Consider the following 22,979-nt stretch of genomic DNA (forward strand, 5'->3'; position numbering starts at 1 on the left):
TCAGGGGTGGTCTTGCGGCCTCACCCACCGGGTGCTCAGGATGGGCGCACCTGCAGCACCGTCCAGGTCCTCGACGTCGCGGACACCCACCTCAGCTCGCGAAAGCGGGGTCTCGTGTTCATCTTCATCCTGCAGCTCCGGCACCTGATCGAAGGCCACCCGGCCATCTACCTGTTCGCCGTCTACTCGGCGCTCATCTGGCTGCTGTGGCTCATCAAGACCGTCCTCTCCGCCCGCTATCGCCCGTTCACGGGCACCTACGCCGGCACGACGAGCGTCGTCGTCCCCGTCGTCGACGAGCCGCTCGACCTCTTCCGCGACGTCATCGGCCGCATGGTCGAGCAGAAGCCCGGCGAGATCATCGTCGTGATCAACGGCGCCGAGAACCCCGGACTCGTCGAGGTCTGCGAGGAGTTCGCGCCGCTCGTGCGCTGGGTGCACACGCCGATCCCGGGCAAGCGCAACGCAGTCAAGATCGGCACGGAGCTCTCCCGTGGCGACATCACCGTGCTGGTCGACTCCGACACCGTCTGGACCGAGAACACGCTCTCCGAGCTCGTCAAGCCCTTCGCCGACGACCGCGTCGGGGGCGTCACCACACGCCAGCGCATCCTCGAACCGCAGCGCAGCTGGATCACCCGCTGGGCCGACTGGCTCGAGAACAGCCGCGCGCTCTACTCGATGCCGGCGCAGAGCGTGCTCGGCCAGGTCGGCTGCCTGCCCGGGCGCACGATCGCGTTCCGCCGACGCATCCTCGACCAGGTCATGCACGACTTCATGACCCAGAAGTTCATGGGCGTGTTCCTCGAGGTCAGCGACGACCGCACGCTCACGAACCTCACCTTGAAGGCCGGCTACCGGACGGTCTACCAGTACACGAGCCTCGTCTACACGGATGCACCGCTGCAGCTGAAGAAGCTGTTCAAGCAGCAGCTGCGGTGGGCGCGCGGCAGCCAGTACAACACCCTGCGGATGCTGCCGTGGATGCTCGGTCACGCTCCGGTGCTGGCCCTGTTCTTCGTGATGGACATCATCCTGCCCTTCCTGCTCTACGGCGTGATCCTCGGCTGGATCTACCGGTCGATCACGGGCCAGGGCTACGACTTCTACCGCGCGATCCTCGACGAGTACGGTCTCTCGACCGGCCTCGTCTGGGTGCTCGGGCTGATGGTCGTGTCGTCGGTGCTCAGCATGGGCATCCGTCAGCTGCGCCACCTCGCCGAGAAGCCGAGCGACTTCTTCCGGCTGCCGCTGTTCATCATCGTGTCGACGCTGTTCCTCATGCCGGTGCGCCTGCTCGGCTTCGTGCGGATGGCGCACGCGAGCGGGTGGGGGACGCGCGCCGGGGCGTACTCCGGCGGTGCGGACGACGCGGCCCCGAGCGGCGCGGTGACCGTGGAAGCGGCGGAGGCCGCAGCGAAGCTCGACCCGGCGCCGGTGGACCGCGTCGTGCACCCGGTGACCGCGTCGCCGGAGACCGGACCGGTCGCAGCCCGCGACCACCGGGGCGCACCGACATCGACACTCACCACGCCGCGGACCGCGACCGCACTGCGCCCGATCACGGCGATCCGGCCGCTCAGCGCCGCCGACGCGACGCGGCCGGCCGCGCGGCCCGACGAGACGGTCGCCCCCACCGCGGCGCGCACATCCGCGTCCGCCCCGGCGACCGCACGCCGCCGCCGGCGGCTCAACCCCTACGCCGCGATCCCGTATCTGGTCGCGGCCGGCATCTTCACCCTGGAGGCGATCTTCCTTGTCTAGAGCGATCACGAACGCCCTCGCCCCCGCCGCGCAGTGGTGGGCCTCGAGCCGGCGCAGCGCACGCGGAGCCGTCATCGGCGCGATCGCGCTCGTCGCGGCGCTGGCCCTGGTGACCGGTGTCATCTGGGTCTCCCCGGGCTCGCCGACGCAGAAGATCGACCGGGTCGTCGCCGACCTCACCGGCGTGCAGCGGGTCACCGCCGAACGGAACCGGCTGCTGAGCGACGCGGTCAGCACACGCAAGAAGCTCGATGCCGCGAACGGGAAGGTCGACAGGGCTGCGTCTCGCGAGGAGGCGCTGCGGGCGCAGATCGCCGCCTTGAAGGGGCAGGTGCAGTCGGCCCGTGCCGAGCTCGCCGACGTCAGGGCGTCGACGGGCGGATCCGGGGCCGGACGTCCCGGATCCGGAGCGGGCGCCGGCTCGGGCGGAGCCAAGGCGCCGTACTCGGGGTCGACGGCACCGAGCGCGCCCGCGCCGCTCGTCACGCCGACCCGCGAGCAGCTCATCCAGCCGGCGTCGCCCTACTTCGGCCTCTACACGGCGCAGTCGCCCTTCAACTGGGCCGAGTACGACGCCACCTCGGCCAAGGTCGGTGCGACGCCGAACCTCGCCGGGTTCTTCTCCGGATGGGATGAGGACTTCCGCGCCAGCGGCGTCACCCGCGCCTGGAAGCACGGCGCACTGCCGCTGGTCACCTGGGAATCGCGTCCGATCGGATCCGCCAACGATCAGAAGGACGAGCCCGACTACACGCTGGCCTCGATCATCGACGGAACGCACGACGCCTACGTGACGAAGTTCGCGCAGGATGCCGTCGCGACCGGGCTGCCGTTCGTGCTGCGCTTCGACCACGAGATGAACGGCGACTGGTACCCCTGGGCCGAGGGCGTCAACACGAACACGCAGGGCCAGTACGTTCAGGCCTGGCGGCACGTGCACGACATCTTCGAACGCGAAGGCGCCAACCGCTTCGCGATCTGGACCTGGGCGCCGAACCGCATCGACAAGCTCGCCGCCGACCGCAAGACCGTCGACTACCTCCGATCGCTCTACCCCGGCGACGACTACGTCGACTGGGTGGGGATGTCGGGCTACCTGCGACCGCCGTTCAAGTCGGGCCAGGAGATCGGCTTCGACCAGACCTTCGGCGCGACGCTCAGCCATCTGCGGCAGGTGGCGCCGGGCAAGCGCATCCTGCTCGCCGAGGTCGGCGCCTCGGAGGTCGAAGGGCACAAGCCCGACTGGCTCGCCTCGTTCTTCCGGGGGCTGAACGACCCAGCGAACACCGACATCGTCGGCTTCTCCTGGTTCAGCCTCACGGTGAGCAGCAAGGTCGACGGCGTGCTCGCGACCAACGACTGGCGCGTCGATTCGACCGCCGCCTCGGTCGAGGCCTTCCAGGCCGGGCTGCACGCACCCGGCGGCCGATTCACGAGCGGGGGATGAGCGGGATGCAGCGCAAGCGCGACGACGCCGAATCCACCCACATCGACACCACCGACATCGACACCGACACCGACTAGCACGATCCGCACGAGGGGAGCAGCACGATGAGCACCGACGACAGCACGAACGAGGTCACCAGCACCGACGCCGCCCAGCCGGCCGCCGACTCCGCCGATGATCGCGGCCCGGCGCCGCGCATCAGCGTGATCGGCAGCGGCTACCTCGGCGCGACCCACGCCGCGGCGATGGCCGAGCTCGGCTTCGAGGTGGTCGCCGCCGATCCCGACGCCGCGAAGATCGCCGCGTTCCAGGCGGGCGTCGTGCCGTTCTACGAGCCCGGGCTCGACGAGCTGATCGCCCGGCACCTCGACAGCGGGCGCCTGCGCTTCACCACCGACACCGCCGACGCCGTCGCCGCTGCCGACATCCACTTCGTCTGCGTCGGCACGCCGCAGCGGGCCACCAGTCACGCCGCCAACCTCGACTACGTCGAGGCCGCGGTGGCCGAAGTCGCCCGGTCGCTCACCCACGACGGCGTCATCGTCGGCAAGTCGACGGTGCCGGTCGGCACCGCCGAGCGGATGCGCGAGCTCGCCACCGCACTCGCGCCCGCGGGGATCGACGTCGAACTCGTGTGGAATCCGGAGTTCCTGCGCGAGGGCAAGGCGGTCGGCGACACGCTGCACCCCGACCGCGTCGTGGTCGGCGGAGCGAGCGAGCGCACCGAGTCGCTGCTGCGGGAGCTGTATGCGCGCCCGATCGCCGAGGGCGCCGCCTTCGTCACCTGCGACCTGCCGACCGCCGAGCTGGTCAAGGTCAGCGCCAACGCCTTCCTCGCGACCAAGATCTCGTTCATCAACGCGATCGCCGAGATCTGCACCGCCGCGGGAGCCGACGTGCGCGTGCTCGCGGATGCGATCGGATACGACCCGCGCATCGGCCGCGCCTTCCTCGACGCCGGCCTCGGCTTCGGAGGCGGCTGCCTGCCGAAGGACATCCGCGCGCTCATGCACCGCTCGGGCGAGCTCGGTGCGCTGCAGGCCGTCGGTCTGCTGCAGCAGGTGGACGAGATCAACATGGGGCAGCGGCAGAAGGTCATCGACCTCACCCTGCAGGCCGCGGGCGGGTCGGTGCTCAATCGCCGCATCGGGGTGCTCGGCGCGGCGTTCAAGCCGTTGACCGACGACGTGCGCGACTCCCCGGCGCTCAATGTCGCCGCCGCGCTGCACCTGCGCGGCGCGCAGGTCGGCGTGTTCGACCCCGCGGCGGGGGAGACGGGCCGACGGATGTTCCCCACGCTGAGCTTCGTCGACGGCGTCGCCGCGGCAGCCCAGTCGTCGGACGTGCTCCTCGTGCTCACCGAGTGGGACGCGTTCTCGGACGCGGACCCGGCGGAGCTCGCCGGACTGGTGCACCACCGCACCGTGATCGACGCCCGCAACTGCCTCGACCGCGCCGCCTGGGAGGCGGCCGGCTGGACGGTGATCGGTCTCGGAGTCGGCGACGCCCCGAGCCTGGCGTTCCCGTCGTCGGCTCCGGTCTTCGCCGTGGCCTGACCCGCCGCCCCGCCCGCCCGCCGTCCCGGCCGCCCGGTGCGGCTGGCGCGGTCGGTGCGGCCGGGGTCCACGTCGGAAACTCAGGCAGAGCTTCACGACCGCCACCCGCTAGGGCTGGTGCCGACCTCGCGCGGCGGTCTCTGCCTGAGTCTCCGACAGCGCGCGTGACCGCTCGTGCGGGAGGGCATAGCGTCGCGGGCATGGGCATCCGCAACCGCTGGCTGCGCTTCCTCGGTCGGCGCCTCAACCCGATCACGCTGTCGGCCGCGCGCCGAGGTCGCGGTCCGTTCACGATCGTGCGACACCGCGGCCGTGTGTCCGGGACGATCCACGAGACCCCGATCATCGTCGCGCGCTCCGGCGCCGACTTCGTAGCCGAGCTCACCTACGGGCCACGCGTGCAGTGGTACCGCAACATCCAGGCGGCCGGCGGCAGCTGCGAGCTCGTCCGCGGCGTGGGCACCTGGCGCATCCGCTCGACCGAGCCGCTCGGCGCGGAGAGCGGTCTCCGGGCGTACGGCCCGCCACGCTCCTGGATCCTGCGCTTGCTGCGGCGGCACGACTTCCTGCTGCTCCGCGTCGCACCGGCCGAGCCGAGCGCCGACGACGAGACCGACTGAGCCGGTCCGCAGCGCCGACATCCGTTCGGCTCGCCGAGTCCGATAGCGCCTCGCCGGCAACCGCGCGCCTGCCGAACCCCACGGTCGCGCCGTCGGAAACTCAGGCAGGCGAGCCCGGATGTGACGCGAACACGTCGACGGATGCCGCCCTGCCTGAGTTTCCGACACCACGGCACGACAATGAGGGCATGCCCACGTCGCGCGCGAGTCGCCTGCTGATCCCGGTCGCCGTGGTGCGGCTCGTCGTGATGGCGGTGGTCGGCGTGGCCGTGGCCCTGGTCGTCGGGCTGACGGCCGACTGGACCTACGCTCCGGTGGCCGGCTGGATCGCCGCGGCCCTGCTCTTCGTCGTCTGGGTCTGGACCGCCGTGCTGCGCTTCGACGCCGACGCGACCGAGACGCACGCGACCCGCGAAGACCCCGGCATCGTGCCGGGCGAGATCCTCGTGCTGCTCGCCGCCGTCGCCTCCGTCGTCGCGGTCGTGCTGCTCATCCTCGAGACTCGCACGGGCAGCGACAAGCTGCTCGCGGCGGGCCTCGGCTTCGCGAGCGTCGCGCTGTCGTGGACGCTCATCCACACGCTCTACACGCTGCGCTACGCCCGCATCTACTACTCCGCGCCGGTCGGCGGCATCGACTTCAACGACGACGAGAAGCCGCGCTACATCGACTTCGCCTACGTCTCGTTCGACCTCGGCATGACGTACCAGATCAGCGACACGTCACTCCGCACCTCGCAGCTGCGCGGTGTCGTGCTCGGTCACACACTGCTCTCCTACGCCTTCGGCACGCTCGTGCTCGCGTCGACGATCAACGTGATCGTCGGCCTCGCCTCCTGAGCGCAGCGCCCTGAGCCGCGGCGGCGTGCCCGGAAACGGCAACGGCCGCCCACCCCGAGGGGCGGACGGCCGTCGTGCGGATCGCGGGATCAGACCCCGAAGTACAGCTCGTACTCGAAGGGGTGCGGGCGCTGGGCGAAGGGCAGCAGCTCCTTCTCGCGCTTGTAGTCGAGCCACGCGCCGATGAGGTCCTCGGTGAACACGCCGCCCTCGAGCAGGTAGTCGTGGTCGGCCTCGAGCGCGTTGAGCGCCGCGTCGAGCGAGCCCGGAAGCTGCGGGATGCCCTTGGCCTCCTCCGGCGGGAGCTCGTAGAGGTCCTTGTCGACCGGCTCGTGTGGCTCGATCTTGTTCTTGATGCCGTCGAGGCCGGCCATCATCTGCGCCGCGAAAGCGAGGTAGGGGTTGCCCGAGGCGTCGGGGGCGCGGTACTCGATGCGCTTGGCCTTGGGGTTCGTGCCCGTGATCGGGATGCGGATCGACGCCGAGCGGTTTCCGGCCGAGTAGACCAGGTTGACCGGGGCCTCGAAGCCCGGGATCAGGCGGTGGTACGAGTTGACCGTCGGGTTCGTGAACGCGGCGAGCGAGGCAGCGTGCTTGAGGATGCCGCCGATGTACCAGCGCGCGATGTCGGAGAGCCCGCCGTAGCCCTGCTCGTCGTAGAACAGCGGCTTGCCCTCGCTCCAGAGCGACTGGTGCGTGTGCATGCCCGAGCCGTTGTCGCCCATGAGCGGCTTCGGCATGAAGGTCGCGACCTTGCCCCACTCGTCGGCGGTGTTCTTGACGACGTACTTGAACTTGAGGATGTCGTCGCCCGCGTGCACGAGGGTGTCGAACTTGTAGTTGATCTCGCCCTGGCCGGCGGTGCCCACCTCGTGGTGCGAGCGCTCGACCTCGAGGCCGACCTCCTGCAGCTTCAGCACGATGTCGTCGCGCAGGTCGGCGTGCTGGTCGACGGGGGAGACGGGGAAGTAGCCGCCCTTGTAGGGGGTCTTGTTGGCGAGGTTGCCGCCCTCTTCGACGCGGCCCGAGTTCCACGCGGCCTCCGAGGAGTCGACCTCGTAGAAGCTCTTGTTCTGCTTCACCTCGTAGCGCACGTCGTCGAAGATGTAGAACTCGGCCTCCGACGCGAAGAACGCGGTGTCGGCGATGCCGGTCGAGGCGAGGTACTTCTCCGCCTTCTTGGCGACCTGGCGCGGGTCGCGGCCGTAGATCTCGCCGTTACGCGGGTTGTAGATGTCGAAGATGATGACGAGCGTGCGCTCGGTGCGGAAGGGGTCGACGTAGGCCGTCGAGATGTCCGGGATCAGCTGCAGGTCCGACTCGTGGATCGACTGGAAGCCGCGGATCGACGAGCCGTCGAACAGCTGACCGACAGCGAAGAAGTCCTCGTCGACCGTCGACGCCGGGATGTTGAAGTGCTGCTGCACACCGGGCAGGTCGGTGAAGCGGATGTCGAGGAACTTGACGTCCGTGTCCTTGATGAAGGCGAGGACTTCAGACGAGTCGCTGAACAGGGGGGTGGACATAGGGTGCTGCTCCAAATAGCCGTGGATGCGGATCGCGCCGGGTCGAGACCCGGGGCGCTGTCCCCGAGGGTAGGGATCCACGGTTTCCCTGCAGTGACATGACTGTTTCGGGGATGTTACGAGCGGCGCTGTTGAGCGCCGGCACTCACCGAGGTCGCGGTGCGCGGACCTTCGTGGGGTCCATGCCCTTGGGGATGCCGATGCCGCCGGGCGTGCGCGCGAGCGACGCCAGGCGGTTGGAGACGGCGGAGATCTCGGCGGTGGTCAGGGCCCTCTTGAACCGGGTCAGCTTCGACGCGAGCCGGTGGAGGGGAACGGAGTCGGCGTCGGGGCCGACGTAGACGAAGTGCACCTCGACGTTGGGGACGATGCGCTGCACCTTCTTGCGCTCTTCTTCGAGCATGCGCTGGGTGCGGTTCTGGGGGCCCTCGCCGATGAGGACGATGCCGCCGCGTCCGACGACGCGGTAGACGGCATCCTGGGTGCGCGGGCTGATGTTGACGGGCATCTCGGTGCCGGTCCAGCCGCGGCGGAGGCCGCTCTTGATGACCGAGCCGACGGCGCCGGGCTGCCCGGCGATCTGCGAGTAGGCGGCCTTCTCGGCGCGACGGCCGAGCACGATCATCGCGAGCAGCACGCCCAGCAGCACGCCGGCGAGGATGTACAGCACGAGACCGAGGATCTGGTCGCGCGAGATCAGCAGCGCGATCACGATGCCCGCGGCGACCGGGACGATGAAGGCGATCAGCAGGTACCACACGACCAGCGGGTCGTACCGGCGGGTCATCTTGAACACGTTCCACATCTGACGGATGCGGCCGGGTTCCTTCGCGGGGGTGGTGGTGCGCGCCATGGTTACGAGGATAGAGCCTGTGCGGGGCCGGTCCCTGCCAGAGCGTCCCGAAGGAGCGCTCCGGCAGGGGACGGACCCGGTCAGGACACCGCCTGCGCGAATCCCTTCTGCGCGGCCTCGGCGAGGTGGTGCAGCTCGGCGGGGATCTCGCGACCACGGGCGAGCATCGACTGCGCCCACAGGCGTCCGGCGCGGTAGCTGGAGCGCACGAGCGGTCCGGCGAGCACACCGAGGAACCCGATCTCCTCCGCCTCGGCCTTGATCTCGAGGAACTCCTCCGGGCGAACCCAGCGGTTGACGGGGTGGTGCCGCGGGGAGGGACGCAGGTACTGCGTCACCGTGATGATGTCGGTGCCGGCGTCGTGCAGGTCCTGCAGGGCCTGCGAGATCTCCTGACGCTCCTCGCCCATGCCGAGGATGAGGTTCGACTTCGTGATGAGTCCCGCATCCCGCGCCGCCGTGATGACACCGAGCGAGCGCTCGTAGCGGAACGCCGGCCGGATGGTCTTGAACAGCCTCGGCACCGTCTCCACGTTGTGCGCGAAGACCTCGGGCCGGCTCGAGAACACCTCGGCGAGGTGGTCGGGGTTCCCCGAGAAGTCGGTCGCGAGGATCTCGACGCCGGTGCCCGGGTTGCGACGGTGGATGGCCCGCACCGTCTCCGCGTGCAGCCACGCGCCCTCGTCGGGCAGATCGTCACGGGCGACGCCGGTGACGGTCGCGTAGCGCAGTCCCATCCGCTCGACCGACTCGGCGACCCGGCGCGGCTCGTCGGTGTCGTAGTCGGCGGGCTTGCCGGTGTCGATCTGGCAGAAGTCGCAGCGACGCGTGCACTGGCTGCCGCCGATGAGGAACGTCGCCTCGCGGTCTTCCCAGCACTCGTAGATGTTCGGGCAGCCGGCCTCCTGGCACACAGTGTGCAGGTCTTCGCTCTTCACGAGGCCGATCAGCTCGGTGTACTCCGGGCCCATGTGGGCGCGGGTCTTGATCCACTCGGGCTTCTTCTCGATCGGAGTCTGCGCGTTGCGCACCTCGAGCCGCAGCAGCTTGCGGCCCTCGACGGGGGCGCTCATGCGCCTGCTCCAGCGAACTGCGGTGCGGCGTTGGGTGCCGCGTGCGGTGCGGCGTGCTGTGCGGCCGCGGCGGAGGTCGTGGATGCGGCGGTCGCCTCCACGAAGCCGGTCACGATCCCGAAGTGCTTCTGCACCAGGGGCGTGACCTCCTCCGGCGTGACGGTGCGGCCGAGTTCGCGGCTGACGCTCGTGACCCCGGCGTCGCTGAGGCCGCAGGCGACGATGTGCTCGTAGGCGTCGAATCCGTTGCTGCAGTTGAGCGCGAAGCCGTGCATCGTCACCCCCTCGGCCACGCGGATGCCGATCGCGGCGATCTTGTCGGTGCCGCGCATCCACACTCCGCTGCGACCGTCGACGCGGCCGGCGGTGACGCCGAGGTCGGCGAGCACGGCGATGAGTATCGCCTCGAGCCGGCGCACGTAAGCGACGACGTCGATCGGCTCGGGCAGCCGCAGGATCGGATAGCCGACGAGCTGCCCCGGACCGTGCCAGGTGATGCGGCCGCCCCGATCGACCTCGACGACGGGAGTGCCGTCGTCGGGAAGATCCTCGGGCTGCGTGCGTCTCCCGGCGGTGTAGACCGAGGGGTGCTCGAGCAGGATGACGGTTTCTGGCGCCCGGCGCTCCACGACAGCGGCGTGAAGCTCACGCTGCTGCTGGAGGGCCGTCGAATACGACACGGAGTTGGCGCTTAGCCCCGTGACGACATAGTCGACCACACGGGCAGTCTAGGCAGAGGTGCGGGGAGGATGCCGGGGTGCTGCCGCGGCATGTCGCAAGACCGGCGGGGCGACGTCGCCCGTGATCTGTCCTCCACAGCGGACACCGCCGCGATCTGTCCCGAGATCTTCCCCGTGCCGGCCCGAGCGTCGTCGAGCGCGGCGATGCTCGACGCATGACCTCCCCTCCGATCCGCCCCACGGCACCAGCGGCAGAGGCTCCCGTCCTCGCGCTCGACGAGCGGGTGATCGGCATCCGCGTGCTGCGGGTGCTGCACAGCACCGAGCGGCGGCGCATCCTGGTCGTGCACGACGAACGCGGGATGCCGCAGGTGGTCAAGCACTGGCTCCGTCACGATCCTGACGCCGACCGCGAGCTGCGCGCGCTCGACCGCGCGCGGGGAGCTCACGTCGTGCGGCTGCTCGACGTGGGCGATGAAGGCGACGGCATCGCCGCCCTGCTCGAACGCGCCGAACGGGGCGATCTCGCACGACTGCTGCGCGAGCGCACGAGCTTCTCGCCCGGAGAGCTGGTCACGATCGCGGCGCCGCTCGCGACGACCGTCGCCAGGATGCATCGCGCGGGCGTCGCCCACGGTCGGCTGTCGGCACAGCGGCTGCTCTTCGACGGCAGCGGCGCGCCGCAGCTGAGCGGCTTCGGCGGCGCCGAGCTGTTCGAGCCGGAGCTGCCGCCGGCGCATCTGGAGCGCGTCGACGGCGTGCGCCGAGACCGGGATGCCGTGTCGGCGCTGACGCGCGCCCTCGCCGAGCGTGTCACCGGCGGTGCGGGGCGGCGCGCGCTCGAGGCTGTCGAGCGCGCGGCCGACGACCGCGACGATCCACTCGGCCGGCTGAGTGAGGAGCTGTTCGCGTTCTCGCCGGGCTCTCCTGTGCGCTTCCCGGTCGGAGAGAGCATCGATGGCCTCGCCGACTCGGCGACCCCGGACATCTCCTCGACCACCGTCGCTCAGGCGCTCGCTCGAACGTCGACGATCGGGCGGCCGCGGCCGCGCTCGAGGCATGAGGCGATCCCAGCGTCGGTGTCGGCGGTGTCCTCACAGCGGCGGGCCCGTCGCCCCGAGCGCGCCGAGCGCGCGGCGGCATCGGGAGCCTCGGGGCGTCGCGGGGTCGAGCACGGGCGCGACATCGATCGGCGCGGTGAGGCCGCGGCGCCCCGTCGCGCCGGGCGCGGGTCGCCGCGTCATCCCGGCCGCTCGTGGCGGGACGCGATGCTGACGCTGCTCGACGGAGCTCCGTTCGCGGCCGCGCGGGCACGAGCCGTGCAGGCGGTGGCGAGCAAGAGCGCGGGCCGACGCAAGACTCTGGCCGCGGTGGGGAGCGCCGCCGCGGCCGCGTTGCTGGCATTCCTGCTCGTCCCGGGACCGTCGGCCGCGGAGACACGCGGATCCGCGTCGTCCACAGAACGGGCCGGCGTGCACCAGGGCGCCGGCAGCCGCGAGTCGCAGCAGAGCACGCACCCGCCCGACGACGCCGGCGCCGGTAGGAGCAGGGGCGACGCTGCGCCGCTCCCGACGAGCGACGCCGACTCGGAGCGGGTCGAGGATTCGGCGGATGCGGATGAACTCGACGCCGTCCGCGGCGACGATCCGCTCGCGGCGGCGCGCACGCTGCTGGCGACGCGACGCGACAGCCTCCGCGAGCTCGATCAGGCGGGACTGGCCCGGGTCGTCGACGCCGGGTCGACCGCGGCGGCGGACGACCGCGCGCTGCTCGAGCGCCTCGACGCGGGCACCGCGACCGCGGCGGACCGCGCACGTGTCGAACTGTCGGCGGCCGAGGTCGGCGAGCAGCTCGGCGATGCGGTCGTCATCAGACTGAGCCCGGACAGCGATCCGGCCTCCCTTCTGATCATCAGAGGGGAGGCCGGATGGCGGATCCGCGCCTATTCGAGCGCGGCAGGGTGACTCAGATGCCGAGGGATCCCGCGAAGTCGCCGCCCTCGAGGCGGGCCTTGACCGTCGTGAGGAAGCGCGCCGCGTCCGCGCCGTCGACGATGCGGTGGTCGTACGACAGGGCGAGGTACACGGTCGAGCGGATCGCGATCGCGTCGCTGCCGTCCTGGCTGATGACGACCGGCTTCTTGACCACGATGCCGGTGCCGAGGATGGCGACCTGCGGCAGGAACACCAGCGGGGTGTCGAACAGCGCGCCACGCGAACCCGTGTTGGTCACCGTGAAGGTGCCGCCCGACATCTCGTCCGGCAGCAGCTTGTTGTCGCGGGTGCGACCGGCGAGGTCGGCGATGTCCTGCGAGAGCTGGGCGAGGTTCTTCTCGCCGGCGTCGCGCACGACCGGAGTCAGCAGACCGCGCTCGGTGTCGACCGCGATCGAGATGTTCTCGTGGTCGGGATAGACGATGCTCTCGCCGTCGACCGTCGCGTTGATCACCGGGAACGCCTTGAGCGCCTCGGCGGCGGCGAGGGTGAAGAACGGGAGGAACGACAGCTTCGTTCCGGTCTTCTCCAGGAACTCGGCCTTCACCTTGTCGCGCAGCTGCGCCACCTTGGTGACGTCGACCTCCACGACGGTCGTGAGCTGCGCCGTGCTCTGCAGCGACACGACGGCGCGCTGGGCGACGACCTTGCGCAGGCGCGACATCGGCACCGTGGTGCCGCGCAGCGGCGACACCTCGACGACGGGCGCAGCAGCCGGAGCGGCGACGGCGGCAGGCGCCTCCGCGGCGGGAGCCGCGACCGCGTCGGCGGCGTCGAGCACGTCCTGCTTGCGGATGCGTCCGCCGACGCCGGTGCCGGCGAGGCCCTCGAGGTCGATGCCCTTCTCGTTCGCGAGCTTGCGGACGATCGGGGTGACGTAACCGGCGCGCGAGCCGTCCTGAGCGGCGACGGCCGCGCCCTGCGCCGCGGGAGCGGCGACGGGCTGGGGAGCCGCAGCCGGGGCGGCGGGCTGAGCGACAGGCTGCTCCGGCGCGGCCGGAGCGGCCGCGGCAGGCTGCTCGACCGGAGCCGGAGCGGCGGCCGGGGCCGCCTGCTGCTCGGCGGCCGGGGCGGTCGCCTCGGCGCCGGCAGGCTGCTCGGTCGAGGGCGCGGCCGGGACCGGCTGCTCGGCGACGGGCGCCGCCTGCTCGGCCGGAGCCGGGGCCTGCTCGGCGGGAGCGGGCTGCTCAGCCGGAGCCTCGACCGGGGCGGCGGGCTGCTCGGCGGCAGGCGCCTCGGCCGGGGCCTCGGCAGCCGGCTGCTCGGCCGGAGCGGCGTCGCCGCCACCCGAGCCGTCGCCGATGCGAACGAGGTCGGTGCCGACCTCCACGGTCTCGTCCTCGGCGACGAGGATCTCCTCGATGACGCCGGCGACGGGGGAGGGGATCTCGGTGTCGACCTTGTCTGTCGAGACCTCGAGCAGGGGCTCGTCGACCTCGACACGGTCACCCACCTGCTTCAGCCACCGGGTCACCGTCCCCTCGGTGACGCTCTCGCCGAGTGCCGGCAGGCTGACGGATTCGCTCATCGGTTGATGCTCCTTAGTGAACGTTCGAGTTCAAGTTTAGTTCGGTGTTCCGGCGGACGGTCAGATCGCGTGAAGCGGCTTGCCGGCGATCGCCAGGAACGCCTCACCCAGAGCCTCGTTCTGAGTCGGGTGAGCGTGGATGAAGGGGGCGACGTCCTCGGGGTACGCCTCCCAGTTGACGGCCAGCTGCGCCTCGCCGATGAGCTCGCCGACGCGGGCGCCGATCATGTGCACGCCGACCACGGGGCCGTCCTTCACGCGCACGACCTTGATCGAGCCGGAGGTCTCGAGGATGTGGCTCTTGCCGTTGCCGGCGAGGTTGTAGTCGTAGCTCTGCACCGACTCCTCGCCGTACTTCTCGACGGCCTTGGCGGTGCTGAGACCGATCGAGGCGACCTCGGGGTCGGAGTAGGTGACCTTGGGGATGTCGCTGTCCGAGACGACGATCGGGTTGAGGCCCGCGATCTCCTCGGCCACGAAGATGCCCTGCTGGAAGCCGCGGTGCGCGAGCTGCAGGCCGGGGACGATGTCGCCGACGGCGTAGACGCCGGGGATGTTGGTGCGCAGGCGCTCGTCGGTGATGACGAAGCCGCGGTCCATGGTCACGCCGACCTCCTCGAAGCCGTTGCTGGCGGTCGCCGGACCGCGGCCCACAGCGACGAGCAGCAGCTCGGCCTCGACGGTCGAGCCGTCCTCGAGCGTCACGACGACGCCGTTCTCGTTCTGCGTCACGCTCTGGAAGCGGGTGCCGATCTTGAAATCGATGCCGCGCTTGCGGAACGCGCGCTCGAACTGCTTGCTGACCGACTCGTCCTCGTTCGGCACGAGGTGGGGGAGCGCCTCGATGATCGTGACGTCGGCGCCCCAGCTCTTCCAGACGCTCGAGAACTCGACGCCGATGACGCCGCCGCCGAGCACGGCGACCTTCTTCGGCACGAAGTCGAGCTGGAGGGCCTGCTCGGAGGTGATGACCCGGCCGCCGATCTCGAGACCGGGCAGCGTGCGCGAGTAGGAGCCGGTGGCGAGGATGACGTTCTTGCCGGTGATGGTCTGGTCGCCGACCTGCACGGTGGTCGGGGAGGTGAGGCGGCCCTGGCCCTCGATCGTGGTGATCTTGCGCGCCTTGAGCAGGCCCTGCAGACCCTTCCACTTCGAGGCGATGATGCCCTCGCGGTACTCCTTGACAGCCGAGATGTCGATGCCCTGGAACTCGGCCTTCACGCCGAACCTGGCCGACTCGCGGGCGTTGTCGGCGATCTCCGCGCTGTGCAGCAGCGCCTTCGTCGGGATGCACCCGACGTGCAGGCAGGTGCCGCCGACCTTGCCCTTCTCGATGAGGGCCACGCTCTGGCCCAGCTCGGAGGCGCGCAGAGCCGCGGCGTATCCACCGCTTCCGGCTCCCAGCACGACAAGGTCGAAGTTCTGCTCGGACACTCAGTGTCTCCCTCGTGCGTCGATTCGGCCGCGCCCGAAGGGGGTGTTCTCGGCTGCGCGACCTGGTTCGCAGGGGCTTCCCTGCCGGTGTTCAACCTTAGTACGCCGCGGGCGTGCGGATGCCGGGCACGCCCGCGACGGCGGACCTCAGCCCGCGAAGTCCTCGGCGAGGCGCACGAGCGTGCGCACGCCGATGCCGGTCGACCCCTTGGTCGTCCAGCCGAAGCCGCGCCCGACGTGGTTCGCGGCACCGGCGATGTCGAGGTGCGCCCACGGGATCGTCGCGCCGTCCTCGCCATCGCGACGGCCGATGAAGCTGCGCAGGAAGACGCCCGCGAGCAGCATTCCTCCGGCGGTGTTGCCGATGCGCGCGTTCGCGATGTCGGCGACGTCGGTCTCGAGCGCGGCGCGCAGCTCGTTCGGCAGCGGCATCGGCCAGAAGGGCTCACCGGACGCGGCGCCGGCGGCGACGACCTTCTGACCCAGCTCCTCATCGCCCATGATCGGGACGACGCGCTCGCCCAGCGCGACCTTGGCGGCGCCGGTCAGGGTGGCGATGTCGACGATCGCGTCGGGCTGGTCCTCGCTCGCCGCGACGAGGCCGTCGGCGAGCACGAGGCGCCCCTCCGCGTCGGTGTTGAGCACCTCGACGGTGCGGCCACCGCGGATCGTCAGCACGTCGTTGGGGCGGATGGCCGTGCCCGAGGGCAGGTTCTCGGCCAGGCACAGCCGCGTGGTGATCCGCACCGGCAGCGCGAGGCGCGCGGCGGCGATCGTCGCCGCGAGCACCGATGCTGCTCCGGTCATGTCGTACTTCATGCCGACCATCGAGCCGGCGGGCTTGAGCGAGAGACCGCCCGAGTCGAAGGTGATGCCCTTGCCGACGAGCGCGAGGTGACGTTCGGCTCCGGCCGGTGCATAGCGCAGCACGACCAGTCGCGGACCGCGGCTCGACCCCTGGCCGACGCCGAGGATGCCGCCGTAGCCGCCCTCGGCCAGCGCCGCCTCGTCGAGGACCTCGATCTCGATCGGCAGGTCGCCGATCAGCTCGCGGGCGCGGTCGGCGAAGCTCGCCGGGAACAGCTCGTTCGGGGGAGTCGTCACCAGGTCGCGCACCGTGTGCACCGCCTCGGCGAGTGCTTCGGCCCGCGCCACCGCGTCTGCCGACTCGGCGCCGTGCACCGTGATCTCCTGCACGGCCTGCCGCACGGGCGACTGGCGCTGCGCCGCGAAGACGTAGGCGCCGGTGGCGGCGCCCTCGAGGATGGCGGCAGTCGCCTCGGGCGAATCCGCGGGGAGCGCGAGGGCGATGCTCTCGACCCCGGCCAGCTGCCGGGCGGCGGATCCGGCGGCATAGCGCAGCGCATCCGCGTCGACGACCGGTCCGATGCCGGCGAGCGCCACGGCGGAGGGGAGCCCGGCCGGAGCGGGGATGCGCACGAGCTCGTCGGCCGAGCCGCTCACGCCGATCGACTTGAGGGTCGCGGTCGCGAGCTCGACGCCCTCCGGGAGACCGACCGCCTCGGGTCCGTCGGCGCCGGCCCGGACGCCGATCACGATCACCTCCGCGCTGCTGTCGACGAGGGATCCGGAGCTGACGGAGAGGCGCGGGAGGGTCATGTCGTCAGCCTAACGAGCGCGTCGCGGCGCTGTTCGCTGTGGGCGTTCGTCGCGGGCCGTCGCGTCCGGCGGGGCTCCCGACGGCCTCCGTAGAATCGAGGGATGCAGGATCCCCGCGCTCTCTACGACGTCCGCCTCGATGACGCCGATGTCCCGCGCGGCCTCCCGCTGGTCGCCGTGCTGACCGGCTTCGCCGACTCCGGCAGCGCCGTCAGCCAGCTGACCGGCTTCTTCCGCGAGACGCTCGAGTCGAAGGATGTCGTCGTCTTCGACAACGACATCCTGCTCGACTACCGCGCACGTCGCCCGGTCGCCTTCTTCGACCAGGACCACATCTCCGAGATCACGCCCGCGACCCTCACGCTGGCCCTCGTCGAGGACGAGCTGGGGCGCCCCTTCCTCCTGCTCAGCGGATACGAGCCCGACTTCCGCTGGGAGAGCTTCGTCACCGCGATCCAGCAGCTCGTCGAGCGCTACGCCGTCGCGAACGCGACCTGGGTGCACGCGATCCCCATGCCGGTGCCGCACACGCGCCCGATCGGCGTGACGGTGAGCGGCAATCGCGCCGACCTCATCGAGTCGATGTCGGTCTGGCGTCCGCGCACGCAGGTGCCCTCGAACGTGCTGCACGTGCTCGAGCACCACCTGCACAACACGGAGCTGCCGACGGCCGGGTTCGTGCTGCTCATCCCGCATTACCTCGCCGACACCGAGTATCCGGCCGCCGCGATCGCCGGGCTCGAGAGCATCAGCGCCGCGACGGGACTGATCTTCCCGACGGATCGTCTGCGCGAGGAGAACCGCGACTTCCTCACCAAGGTCGAGGAGCAGGTCGCCGGCAACGAGGAGCTGCAGCAGCTCGTCGCGACGCTCGAGACGCGCCATGACAGCTACATGGAGGACAACCCGCTGCCGTCCCCGCTGGTGACGGAGGACGGCACCGTGCCCTCGGCCGACTCCATCGCCGCCGAACTCGAGCGCTTCCTCGCCTCCCGTCGCACCGACGACGACTGACCCCGACGCGCTGCCGACGGCGCCCCGGATGCGGCGTCGCGACCGACCCGACCGGTAGCGTTCGAGGGTGAACTCGCTGCGCTCCTGGATCGTCTTCGGGGGCGCGGTCTTCGCCTACCTCGTCTCGGTCACGCAGCGCACGTCGTTCGGCGTCGCGGGAGTGCCGGCCACCGACCGCTTCGACGTCTCCGCCTCGGCGATCTCGACCGTCGCCGTCGTGCAGGTGGTCGTCTACGCGGCCATGCAGATCCCCGTCGGAGCACTGGTCGACCGTCTGGGCTCGAAGGGACTGCTGCTGATCGGCGCCGCGCTCATGGGCGGCGGGCAGCTGCTGCTGGCCTTCTCTCCGGGCTTCGCTCCGCTCGTCGTCGCACGGATGCTCGTCGGCGCCGGCGACGCGCTCACCTTCATCTCGGTGATCCGCCTGCTGCCGTTCTGGTTCAGCGGTCGCGTCGTCTCCCAGCTCTCGCAATGGGTGGGCACGATCGGCCAGCTCGGGCAGATCCTCTCGGCCTTCCCTTTCGCACTGCTTCTTCAGCAGGCCGGGTGGACCCCGGCCTTCTCGGTGCTCGGCGCGCTCTCGCTCGTGGCGCTGCTGATCGTGCTGGTCGCCGTGAAGCGCGGCGAGCCGCAACCGCTCACCGGGCCGCTGCCGACCGGTGGCTTCGGCGCCCGGCTCGTCACGGCGGCCCGCCGACCGGGCACCCAGCTCGGATTCTGGGTGCACCTCATCGGCGGCACCCCGACCAACGTCATCGCGATCCTGTGGGGCTATCCGCTGCTGACCGCGGGCCTCGGCTACTCGACCGGCCTCGCCGCGGGGATCATGTCGCTGCTCGTGGTCGGCGGCATCGTCTTCGGCCCGCTGATCGGCTACCTCATCGCGCGATTCCCGCTGCGCCGCAGCTCGCTCATCCTCGCGGTCGTCTCCGTGATCGCGGTGGTCTGGGCGCTCATGCTCCTGTGGCCGGGCGTGCCGCCCGTGGCGCTCGTGGTCGTCTTCTTCCTCGTCGTCGCGATCGGCGGGCCGGGGTCGCTGATCGGCTTCGATGTCGCCCGCAGCTTCAACCCCAGCCATGCCTTCGGCTCCGCCTCGGGCATCGTCAACGTCGGCGGCTTCACGGGCGGCTTCGTCAGCATGCTGCTCGTCGGGGTCGTGCTCGACGCGCTGCACGGGGCCGGTGTCACGAGCACGCTGTACGCCTATGACGGCTTCCGGATCGCGCTGATCATCCCGGGCGTCATCGTGGCCGGAGGGATCGTCGGCCTGATCGTCGCCCGCCGCCGCACGAGGGCCCTCATGTACGCGGAGTCGGGAATAGAGGTGGCGCCCCTGTGGGTTGCACTGTTCCGACGCTGGCGACCGGGGCGCCCCGCCGAGTGACCCGGTTCTCGAATCCCCATCGGAGAGCATCCGTCGGGGAATCCGACGACGGCGTCACGCATCGTCGCAGGACTGTGCGATAATCGGTAGCTAGAGACCCTGTCTACCCCCTTCACGCGCGGCTTTCGTCGCTCGGGGGCTTGACAAGGGTCTTAGTACTGCCCAGAACGCCCGGGAAGGGGAGCGCATGGCCACCCGAAGCAAGGCAGCGACCGCCGAGGTCACGGAGACCGTCGTCGAGTCGAGCGAGACCGAGACCGTCGTGTCGTCGGCGGCTGCGGCCGCCAGCACCACGAAGGCGGCTCCGAAGAAGAAGGCCGCGGCGAAGCCTGCCGCCAAGAAGCCCGCCGCCAAGCGCGGCAGCAAGGCCGCCGACGAGGACGTCGACGACCAGGAGGACGGCGAGCCCGCCGACGGCGACGAGTCGGCCGATTCCGCCGACAGCGAGAGCTCGGACGACAGCGAGGGCGACTCGGACGGCGACGACAAGGCCGACACCAAGTCGACCTCCGTCGACGAGCCGCTGCCGACGGGCGCCCTGCGCCTCTCGGACGCCGATGAGGACGAGGCCCCGATCTACTCGGCCGCGATCACCGGCGCCACCGCCGACCCGGTCAAGGACTACCTGAAGCAGATCGGAAAGGTCGCTCTGCTCAACGCGGCCGAAGAGGTCGAGCTGGCGATGCGCATCGAGGCGGGTCTCTTCGCCGAGGAGAAGCTGTCGCACATGGATGCCAGCGAGCACCGCTCCCAGCTAGGCCGCGAGCTCACCTGGGTGGCCCGCGACGGCCAGCGCGCGAAGAGCCACCTGCTCGGCGCGAACCTGCGCCTCGTGGTCTCGCTCGCGAAGCGCTACACCGGCCGCGGCATGCAGTTCCTGGACCTGATCCAGGAGGGCAACCTCGGTCTGATCCGCGCGGTCGAGAAGTTCGACTACACCAAGGGCTTCAAGTTCTCGACCTACGCCACCTGGTGGATCCGTCAGGCGATCACCCGCGCCATGGCCGACCAGGCGCGCACGATCCGCATCCCGGTGCACATGGTCGAGGTCATCAACAAGCTGGCCCGCGTTCAGCGTCAGATGCTGCAGGACCTGGGCCGCGAGCCCACGCCCGAGGAGCTGAGCCGCGAGCTCGACATGACCCCGGAGAAGGTCATCGAGGTGCAGAAGTACGGCCGCGAGCCGATCTCGCTGCACACCCCGCTCGGCGAGGACGGCGACAGCGAGTTCGGTGACCTGATCGAGGACACCGAGGCGGTCGTGCCGGCCGACGCGGTGGGCTTCACGATGCTGCAGAAGCAGCTCGAGTCGCTGCTGGACTCGCTGAGCGAGCGCGAGGCGGGCGTGATCCGCATGCGCTTCGGCCTCGGCGACGGCATGCCGAAGACGCTCGACCAGATCGGTGACACCTTCGGCGTCACCCGTGAGCGCATCCGCCAGATCGAGTCGAAGACGATGGCGAAGCTGCGCCACCCGTCGCGCTCGCAGTCGCTGCGCGACTACCTCGAGTAAGGGGCACGCGAGCGTGCGGACGCTGCTCACCATCTGGGCGGCGAAGCTCGCGGCGCTGGCTCTCCGGCTGACGGGACGTGCGGGAACGCACGTCCCGGGCCGGATCGCGCGGCGGCTCCACCCGGGCATCATCGGCGCGGTGCGTCATCCCGCGCGGGTCGTGGCGGTGACCGGCACGAACGGCAAGACGACGGTGTCGAACCTGCTCGCCGAAGCACTGGAGGCTGAGGGCCTGCGTGTCGCGAGCAACCGGATCGGGTCGAACCTCGCCGCCGGCGTCGCGATGACCCTGATCGACGCGGTGAGCTGGACGGGCCGCTCGCGCGCCGATGTCGCGATCATCGAGATGGATGAGCGCTCGGCTCGGCTGATCCTGCCGGGCCTGAAGCCCGACGTCCTCGCCTGCACGAACCTGACGCGCGATTCCATCAAGCGCAACGCGCATCCGGCCTACATCGCCTGGCTGGTCTCGTCGGCGGTCGCGCCGTCGACGCACCTGGTGCTCAACGCCGACGATCTCATCGCGGCCTCGATCGGCGGCGACGAGAACCGTCGCACCTTCTTCGCGGTCGACCGCCAGCCGGGCGACGGCACGACGCCCTCGGGCGCGGCCGTGGATGTCGCGATCTGCCCGGTCTGCGATCACCCGCTGAGCTGGGAGTACTGGCGCTTCAACCACATCGGCAAGGCGTTCTGCCCCAACTGCGGCTTCCGCGCCCCTGAGGCCGCCTATCGCGCCCGGGACGTGGACGCGGCGGCCCGTCAGCTCACGCTCGACCTCGACGGCGAGGGGCGCCGCGCGCACCTCATCAACGACAACATCGTCAACGTCTACAACGAGATCGCCGTCGCCGCGACGCTCGACCAGCTGGCCGTGCCGCGCGACCGCATCGTCGCCGCCTTCGAGCGGATCGCCCCGCCGACGACGCGCTTCGCCTCCGAACAGGTCGGCGGCACCACGATCGTGCGCCAGCTGACTAAGGGCCTGGTGGGCGTGGCGTGCTCGCGCGCCTTCCAGTACGTCGCCGCGTTCCCCGGACGCAAGTCGGTCGTGCTCAACATCGACGAGGTCAGCGAGCGCACCACCGACGTCGAGAACACCGCCTGGACCTACGACGCCGACTACGACTACCTCGCGTCCGACGAGATCGAGCAGGTCGTCGTCGGGGGAGTGCGGCGTTACGACCAGGCGCTGCGGCTGGCGATCGCGGGGGTCGACCCTGCGCGCATCGTGACCGTCGCCGACGAGATCTCGGGCGCCGACCTCGTGGATGTCGAGGGGATGGCGGCCGTCGCCAACCTGCACAGCGTGCACAACGCCGTCATCACCGGCACCCCCGTGCAGAGCCGTCTTCGCAGTCGACTCGGCGGGAGCGCCTCGTGAGCCTGACGATCGAGATGCTGTTCCCCGAGATCGCGAATCTGCACGGTGACAACGCGAACATCGACTACCTCGCGCAATGCCGGCCCGACGCCCGCGTCGTGCGCACGGGGCTGACCGACCGCCCGGCGTTCGTCGACGGCCCGGTCGACCTGCTCTATCTGGGCCCGCTGACCGAGCGCGGGCAGCTGCTCGCGATCCAGCACCTGCGTCCGCACGTCGAGCGCCTCGTCGAGTTGATCGACGCCGGCACCCCCGTGCTCTTCACCCACAACGCGCTCGAGGTGCTCGGCACGCGCATCCGCAACGACGAGATGGGCTATGACGAGGCGGGTCTCGGCGTGCTCGAACTGGAGTCGACGCTCTCGATGCTCGGCCGCTACAGCGGCAAGGTGATGGGCGTCGTGCCGGAGGCGGGCTCCGAGCATCCGCTCGTCGGCTACAAGTCGCAGTTCTCGATGGTGACCGCGGCCGACTCGCTGCCGGGGTTCCTCACCGCCGAGCGCGGCATCGGCCGCAACACGCACACGGCCGTCGAGGGCGTGCGTCGCGGCGGGCTGCTCGGCACCTCGCTGATCGGCCCCGTGCTCGTCAACAACCCGCACTTCACCCGGGCGCTGCTCGGGAAGCTCGACCCGCACACCGAGCCGACGCTCGCCCACGAGTCGCTGGCTCTCGCCGCCTACGACCAGCGACTCGCCGACTTCCGCGACGAGCGCCGCTGGCATCCCTTCGAGACGGTGCGCCCGTAGT

17 protein-coding genes and 1 pseudogene are annotated in these 22,979 nt (G+C 70.7%); 11 read left to right on the forward strand and 7 right to left on the reverse strand.

Annotated elements, in window-relative coordinates:
* Positions 1–114 precede the first annotated feature (114 nt).
* The 5 genes from BJ979_RS12485 (at position 115) to BJ979_RS12505 (ending at position 6,226) form a co-directional block, all read left to right on the forward strand.
* Positions 115–1,764, forward strand: coding sequence for a glycosyltransferase family 2 protein (locus BJ979_RS12485; RefSeq protein WP_179568308.1), 1,650 nt, complete (start codon positions 115–117; stop codon positions 1,762–1,764).
* The gene (locus BJ979_RS12490) at positions 1,757–3,211 is read left to right on the forward strand and encodes a glycosyl hydrolase (protein ID WP_218853489.1); all 1,455 of its coding nucleotides are present in this window, start codon (positions 1,757–1,759) and stop codon (positions 3,209–3,211) included. Before BJ979_RS12485 ends, BJ979_RS12490 begins: the two co-directional genes overlap by 8 nt.
* 104 nt (positions 3,212–3,315) lie before the next feature.
* The gene (locus BJ979_RS12495) at positions 3,316–4,767 is read left to right on the forward strand and encodes a UDP-glucose dehydrogenase family protein (RefSeq protein ID WP_179568310.1); all 1,452 of its coding nucleotides are present in this window, start codon (positions 3,316–3,318) and stop codon (positions 4,765–4,767) included.
* Between the two features lie 200 nt (positions 4,768–4,967).
* On the forward strand, positions 4,968–5,387 hold the full coding sequence (locus tag BJ979_RS12500) for a nitroreductase family deazaflavin-dependent oxidoreductase (protein WP_179568312.1): 420 nt from the start codon (positions 4,968–4,970) through the stop codon (positions 5,385–5,387).
* 188 nt (positions 5,388–5,575) lie between these two features.
* A complete protein-coding gene (locus BJ979_RS12505; protein WP_179568314.1) occupies positions 5,576–6,226 on the forward strand; it encodes a DUF1345 domain-containing protein in 651 nt (216 codons plus the stop codon).
* Positions 6,227–6,315: 89 nt separating this feature from the next.
* Here BJ979_RS12505 and glnA read toward each other — a convergent pair whose 3' ends face one another.
* The 4 genes from glnA to lipB all read right to left on the reverse strand — a co-directional run bounded on the left by glnA (position 6,316) and on the right by lipB (position 10,397).
* On the reverse strand, positions 6,316–7,740 hold the full coding sequence (gene glnA / locus BJ979_RS12510) for a type I glutamate--ammonia ligase (protein ID WP_179570313.1): 1,425 nt from the start codon (positions 7,738–7,740) through the stop codon (positions 6,316–6,318).
* Between the two features lie 157 nt (positions 7,741–7,897).
* Complete coding sequence (locus tag BJ979_RS12515) at positions 7,898–8,605, reverse strand: DUF4191 domain-containing protein (RefSeq protein ID WP_179568316.1); 708 nt, start codon at positions 8,603–8,605, stop codon at positions 7,898–7,900.
* A gap of 80 nt (positions 8,606–8,685) precedes the next feature.
* Positions 8,686–9,678: a lipoyl synthase gene (lipA, locus tag BJ979_RS12520; protein ID WP_179568318.1), complete on the reverse strand. Its 993-nt coding sequence runs from the start codon at positions 9,676–9,678 to the stop codon at positions 8,686–8,688.
* Positions 9,675–10,397: a lipoyl(octanoyl) transferase LipB gene (gene lipB, locus BJ979_RS12525; protein WP_179568320.1), complete on the reverse strand. Its 723-nt coding sequence runs from the start codon at positions 10,395–10,397 to the stop codon at positions 9,675–9,677. Before lipB ends, lipA begins: the two co-directional genes overlap by 4 nt.
* 176 nt (positions 10,398–10,573) lie before the next feature.
* On the opposite strand from lipB, the gene BJ979_RS12530 reads away from it, so the two are divergent.
* Positions 10,574–12,322 carry a protein kinase domain-containing protein gene (locus tag BJ979_RS12530; RefSeq protein WP_179568322.1) on the forward strand — a complete coding sequence of 583 codons (1,749 nt, stop codon included), beginning with the start codon at positions 10,574–10,576 and terminating at the stop codon, positions 12,320–12,322.
* Position 12,323: 1 nt separating this feature from the next.
* On the opposite strand, the gene sucB is transcribed toward BJ979_RS12530, so the two are convergent.
* The 3 genes from sucB to BJ979_RS12545 all read right to left on the reverse strand — a co-directional run bounded on the left by sucB (position 12,324) and on the right by BJ979_RS12545 (position 16,934).
* The gene (sucB, locus tag BJ979_RS12535) at positions 12,324–13,880 is read right to left on the reverse strand and encodes a 2-oxoglutarate dehydrogenase, E2 component, dihydrolipoamide succinyltransferase (protein WP_179568324.1); all 1,557 of its coding nucleotides are present in this window, start codon (positions 13,878–13,880) and stop codon (positions 12,324–12,326) included.
* Positions 13,881–13,940: 60 nt separating this feature from the next.
* Entirely contained in the window at positions 13,941–15,314 is a 1,374-nt protein-coding gene (lpdA, locus tag BJ979_RS12540; protein WP_179568326.1) for a dihydrolipoyl dehydrogenase, read from the reverse strand.
* Positions 15,315–15,461: 147 nt separating this feature from the next.
* Positions 15,462–16,934, reverse strand: coding sequence for a leucyl aminopeptidase (locus tag BJ979_RS12545; RefSeq protein WP_179568328.1), 1,473 nt, complete (start codon positions 16,932–16,934; stop codon positions 15,462–15,464).
* A 102-nt stretch (positions 16,935–17,036) separates the two neighbouring features.
* Here BJ979_RS12545 and BJ979_RS12550 point away from each other — a divergent pair, with 102 nt between their 5' ends.
* The 5 genes and pseudogenes from BJ979_RS12550 (at position 17,037) to BJ979_RS12570 (ending at position 22,978) form a co-directional block, all read left to right on the forward strand.
* Positions 17,037–17,948, forward strand: a complete 912-nt coding sequence (locus BJ979_RS12550) for a proteasome assembly chaperone family protein (RefSeq protein WP_179568330.1) — start codon at positions 17,037–17,039, stop codon at positions 17,946–17,948.
* A gap of 67 nt (positions 17,949–18,015) precedes the next feature.
* Positions 18,016–19,332 (forward strand): MFS transporter, encoded by a 1,317-nt coding sequence (locus BJ979_RS12555; RefSeq protein WP_179568332.1) that lies wholly within the window; start codon positions 18,016–18,018, stop codon positions 19,330–19,332.
* Positions 19,333–19,507: 175 nt separating this feature from the next.
* Positions 19,508–20,845 (forward strand): annotated as a pseudogene (locus BJ979_RS12560) (RNA polymerase sigma factor); the annotation flags it as partial.
* A 13-nt stretch (positions 20,846–20,858) separates the two neighbouring features.
* Positions 20,859–22,229, forward strand: coding sequence for a MurT ligase domain-containing protein (locus BJ979_RS12565; RefSeq protein WP_179568336.1), 1,371 nt, complete (start codon positions 20,859–20,861; stop codon positions 22,227–22,229).
* Positions 22,226–22,978, forward strand: coding sequence for a hypothetical protein (locus BJ979_RS12570; RefSeq protein WP_179568338.1), 753 nt, complete (start codon positions 22,226–22,228; stop codon positions 22,976–22,978). The genes BJ979_RS12565 and BJ979_RS12570 overlap by 4 nt, the downstream gene beginning before the upstream one ends.
* Position 22,979 lies beyond the last annotated feature (1 nt).

It is taken from the genome of Schumannella luteola, assembly GCF_013408685.1.
GTDB classification, from domain to species: domain Bacteria; phylum Actinomycetota; class Actinomycetes; order Actinomycetales; family Microbacteriaceae; genus Schumannella; species Schumannella luteola.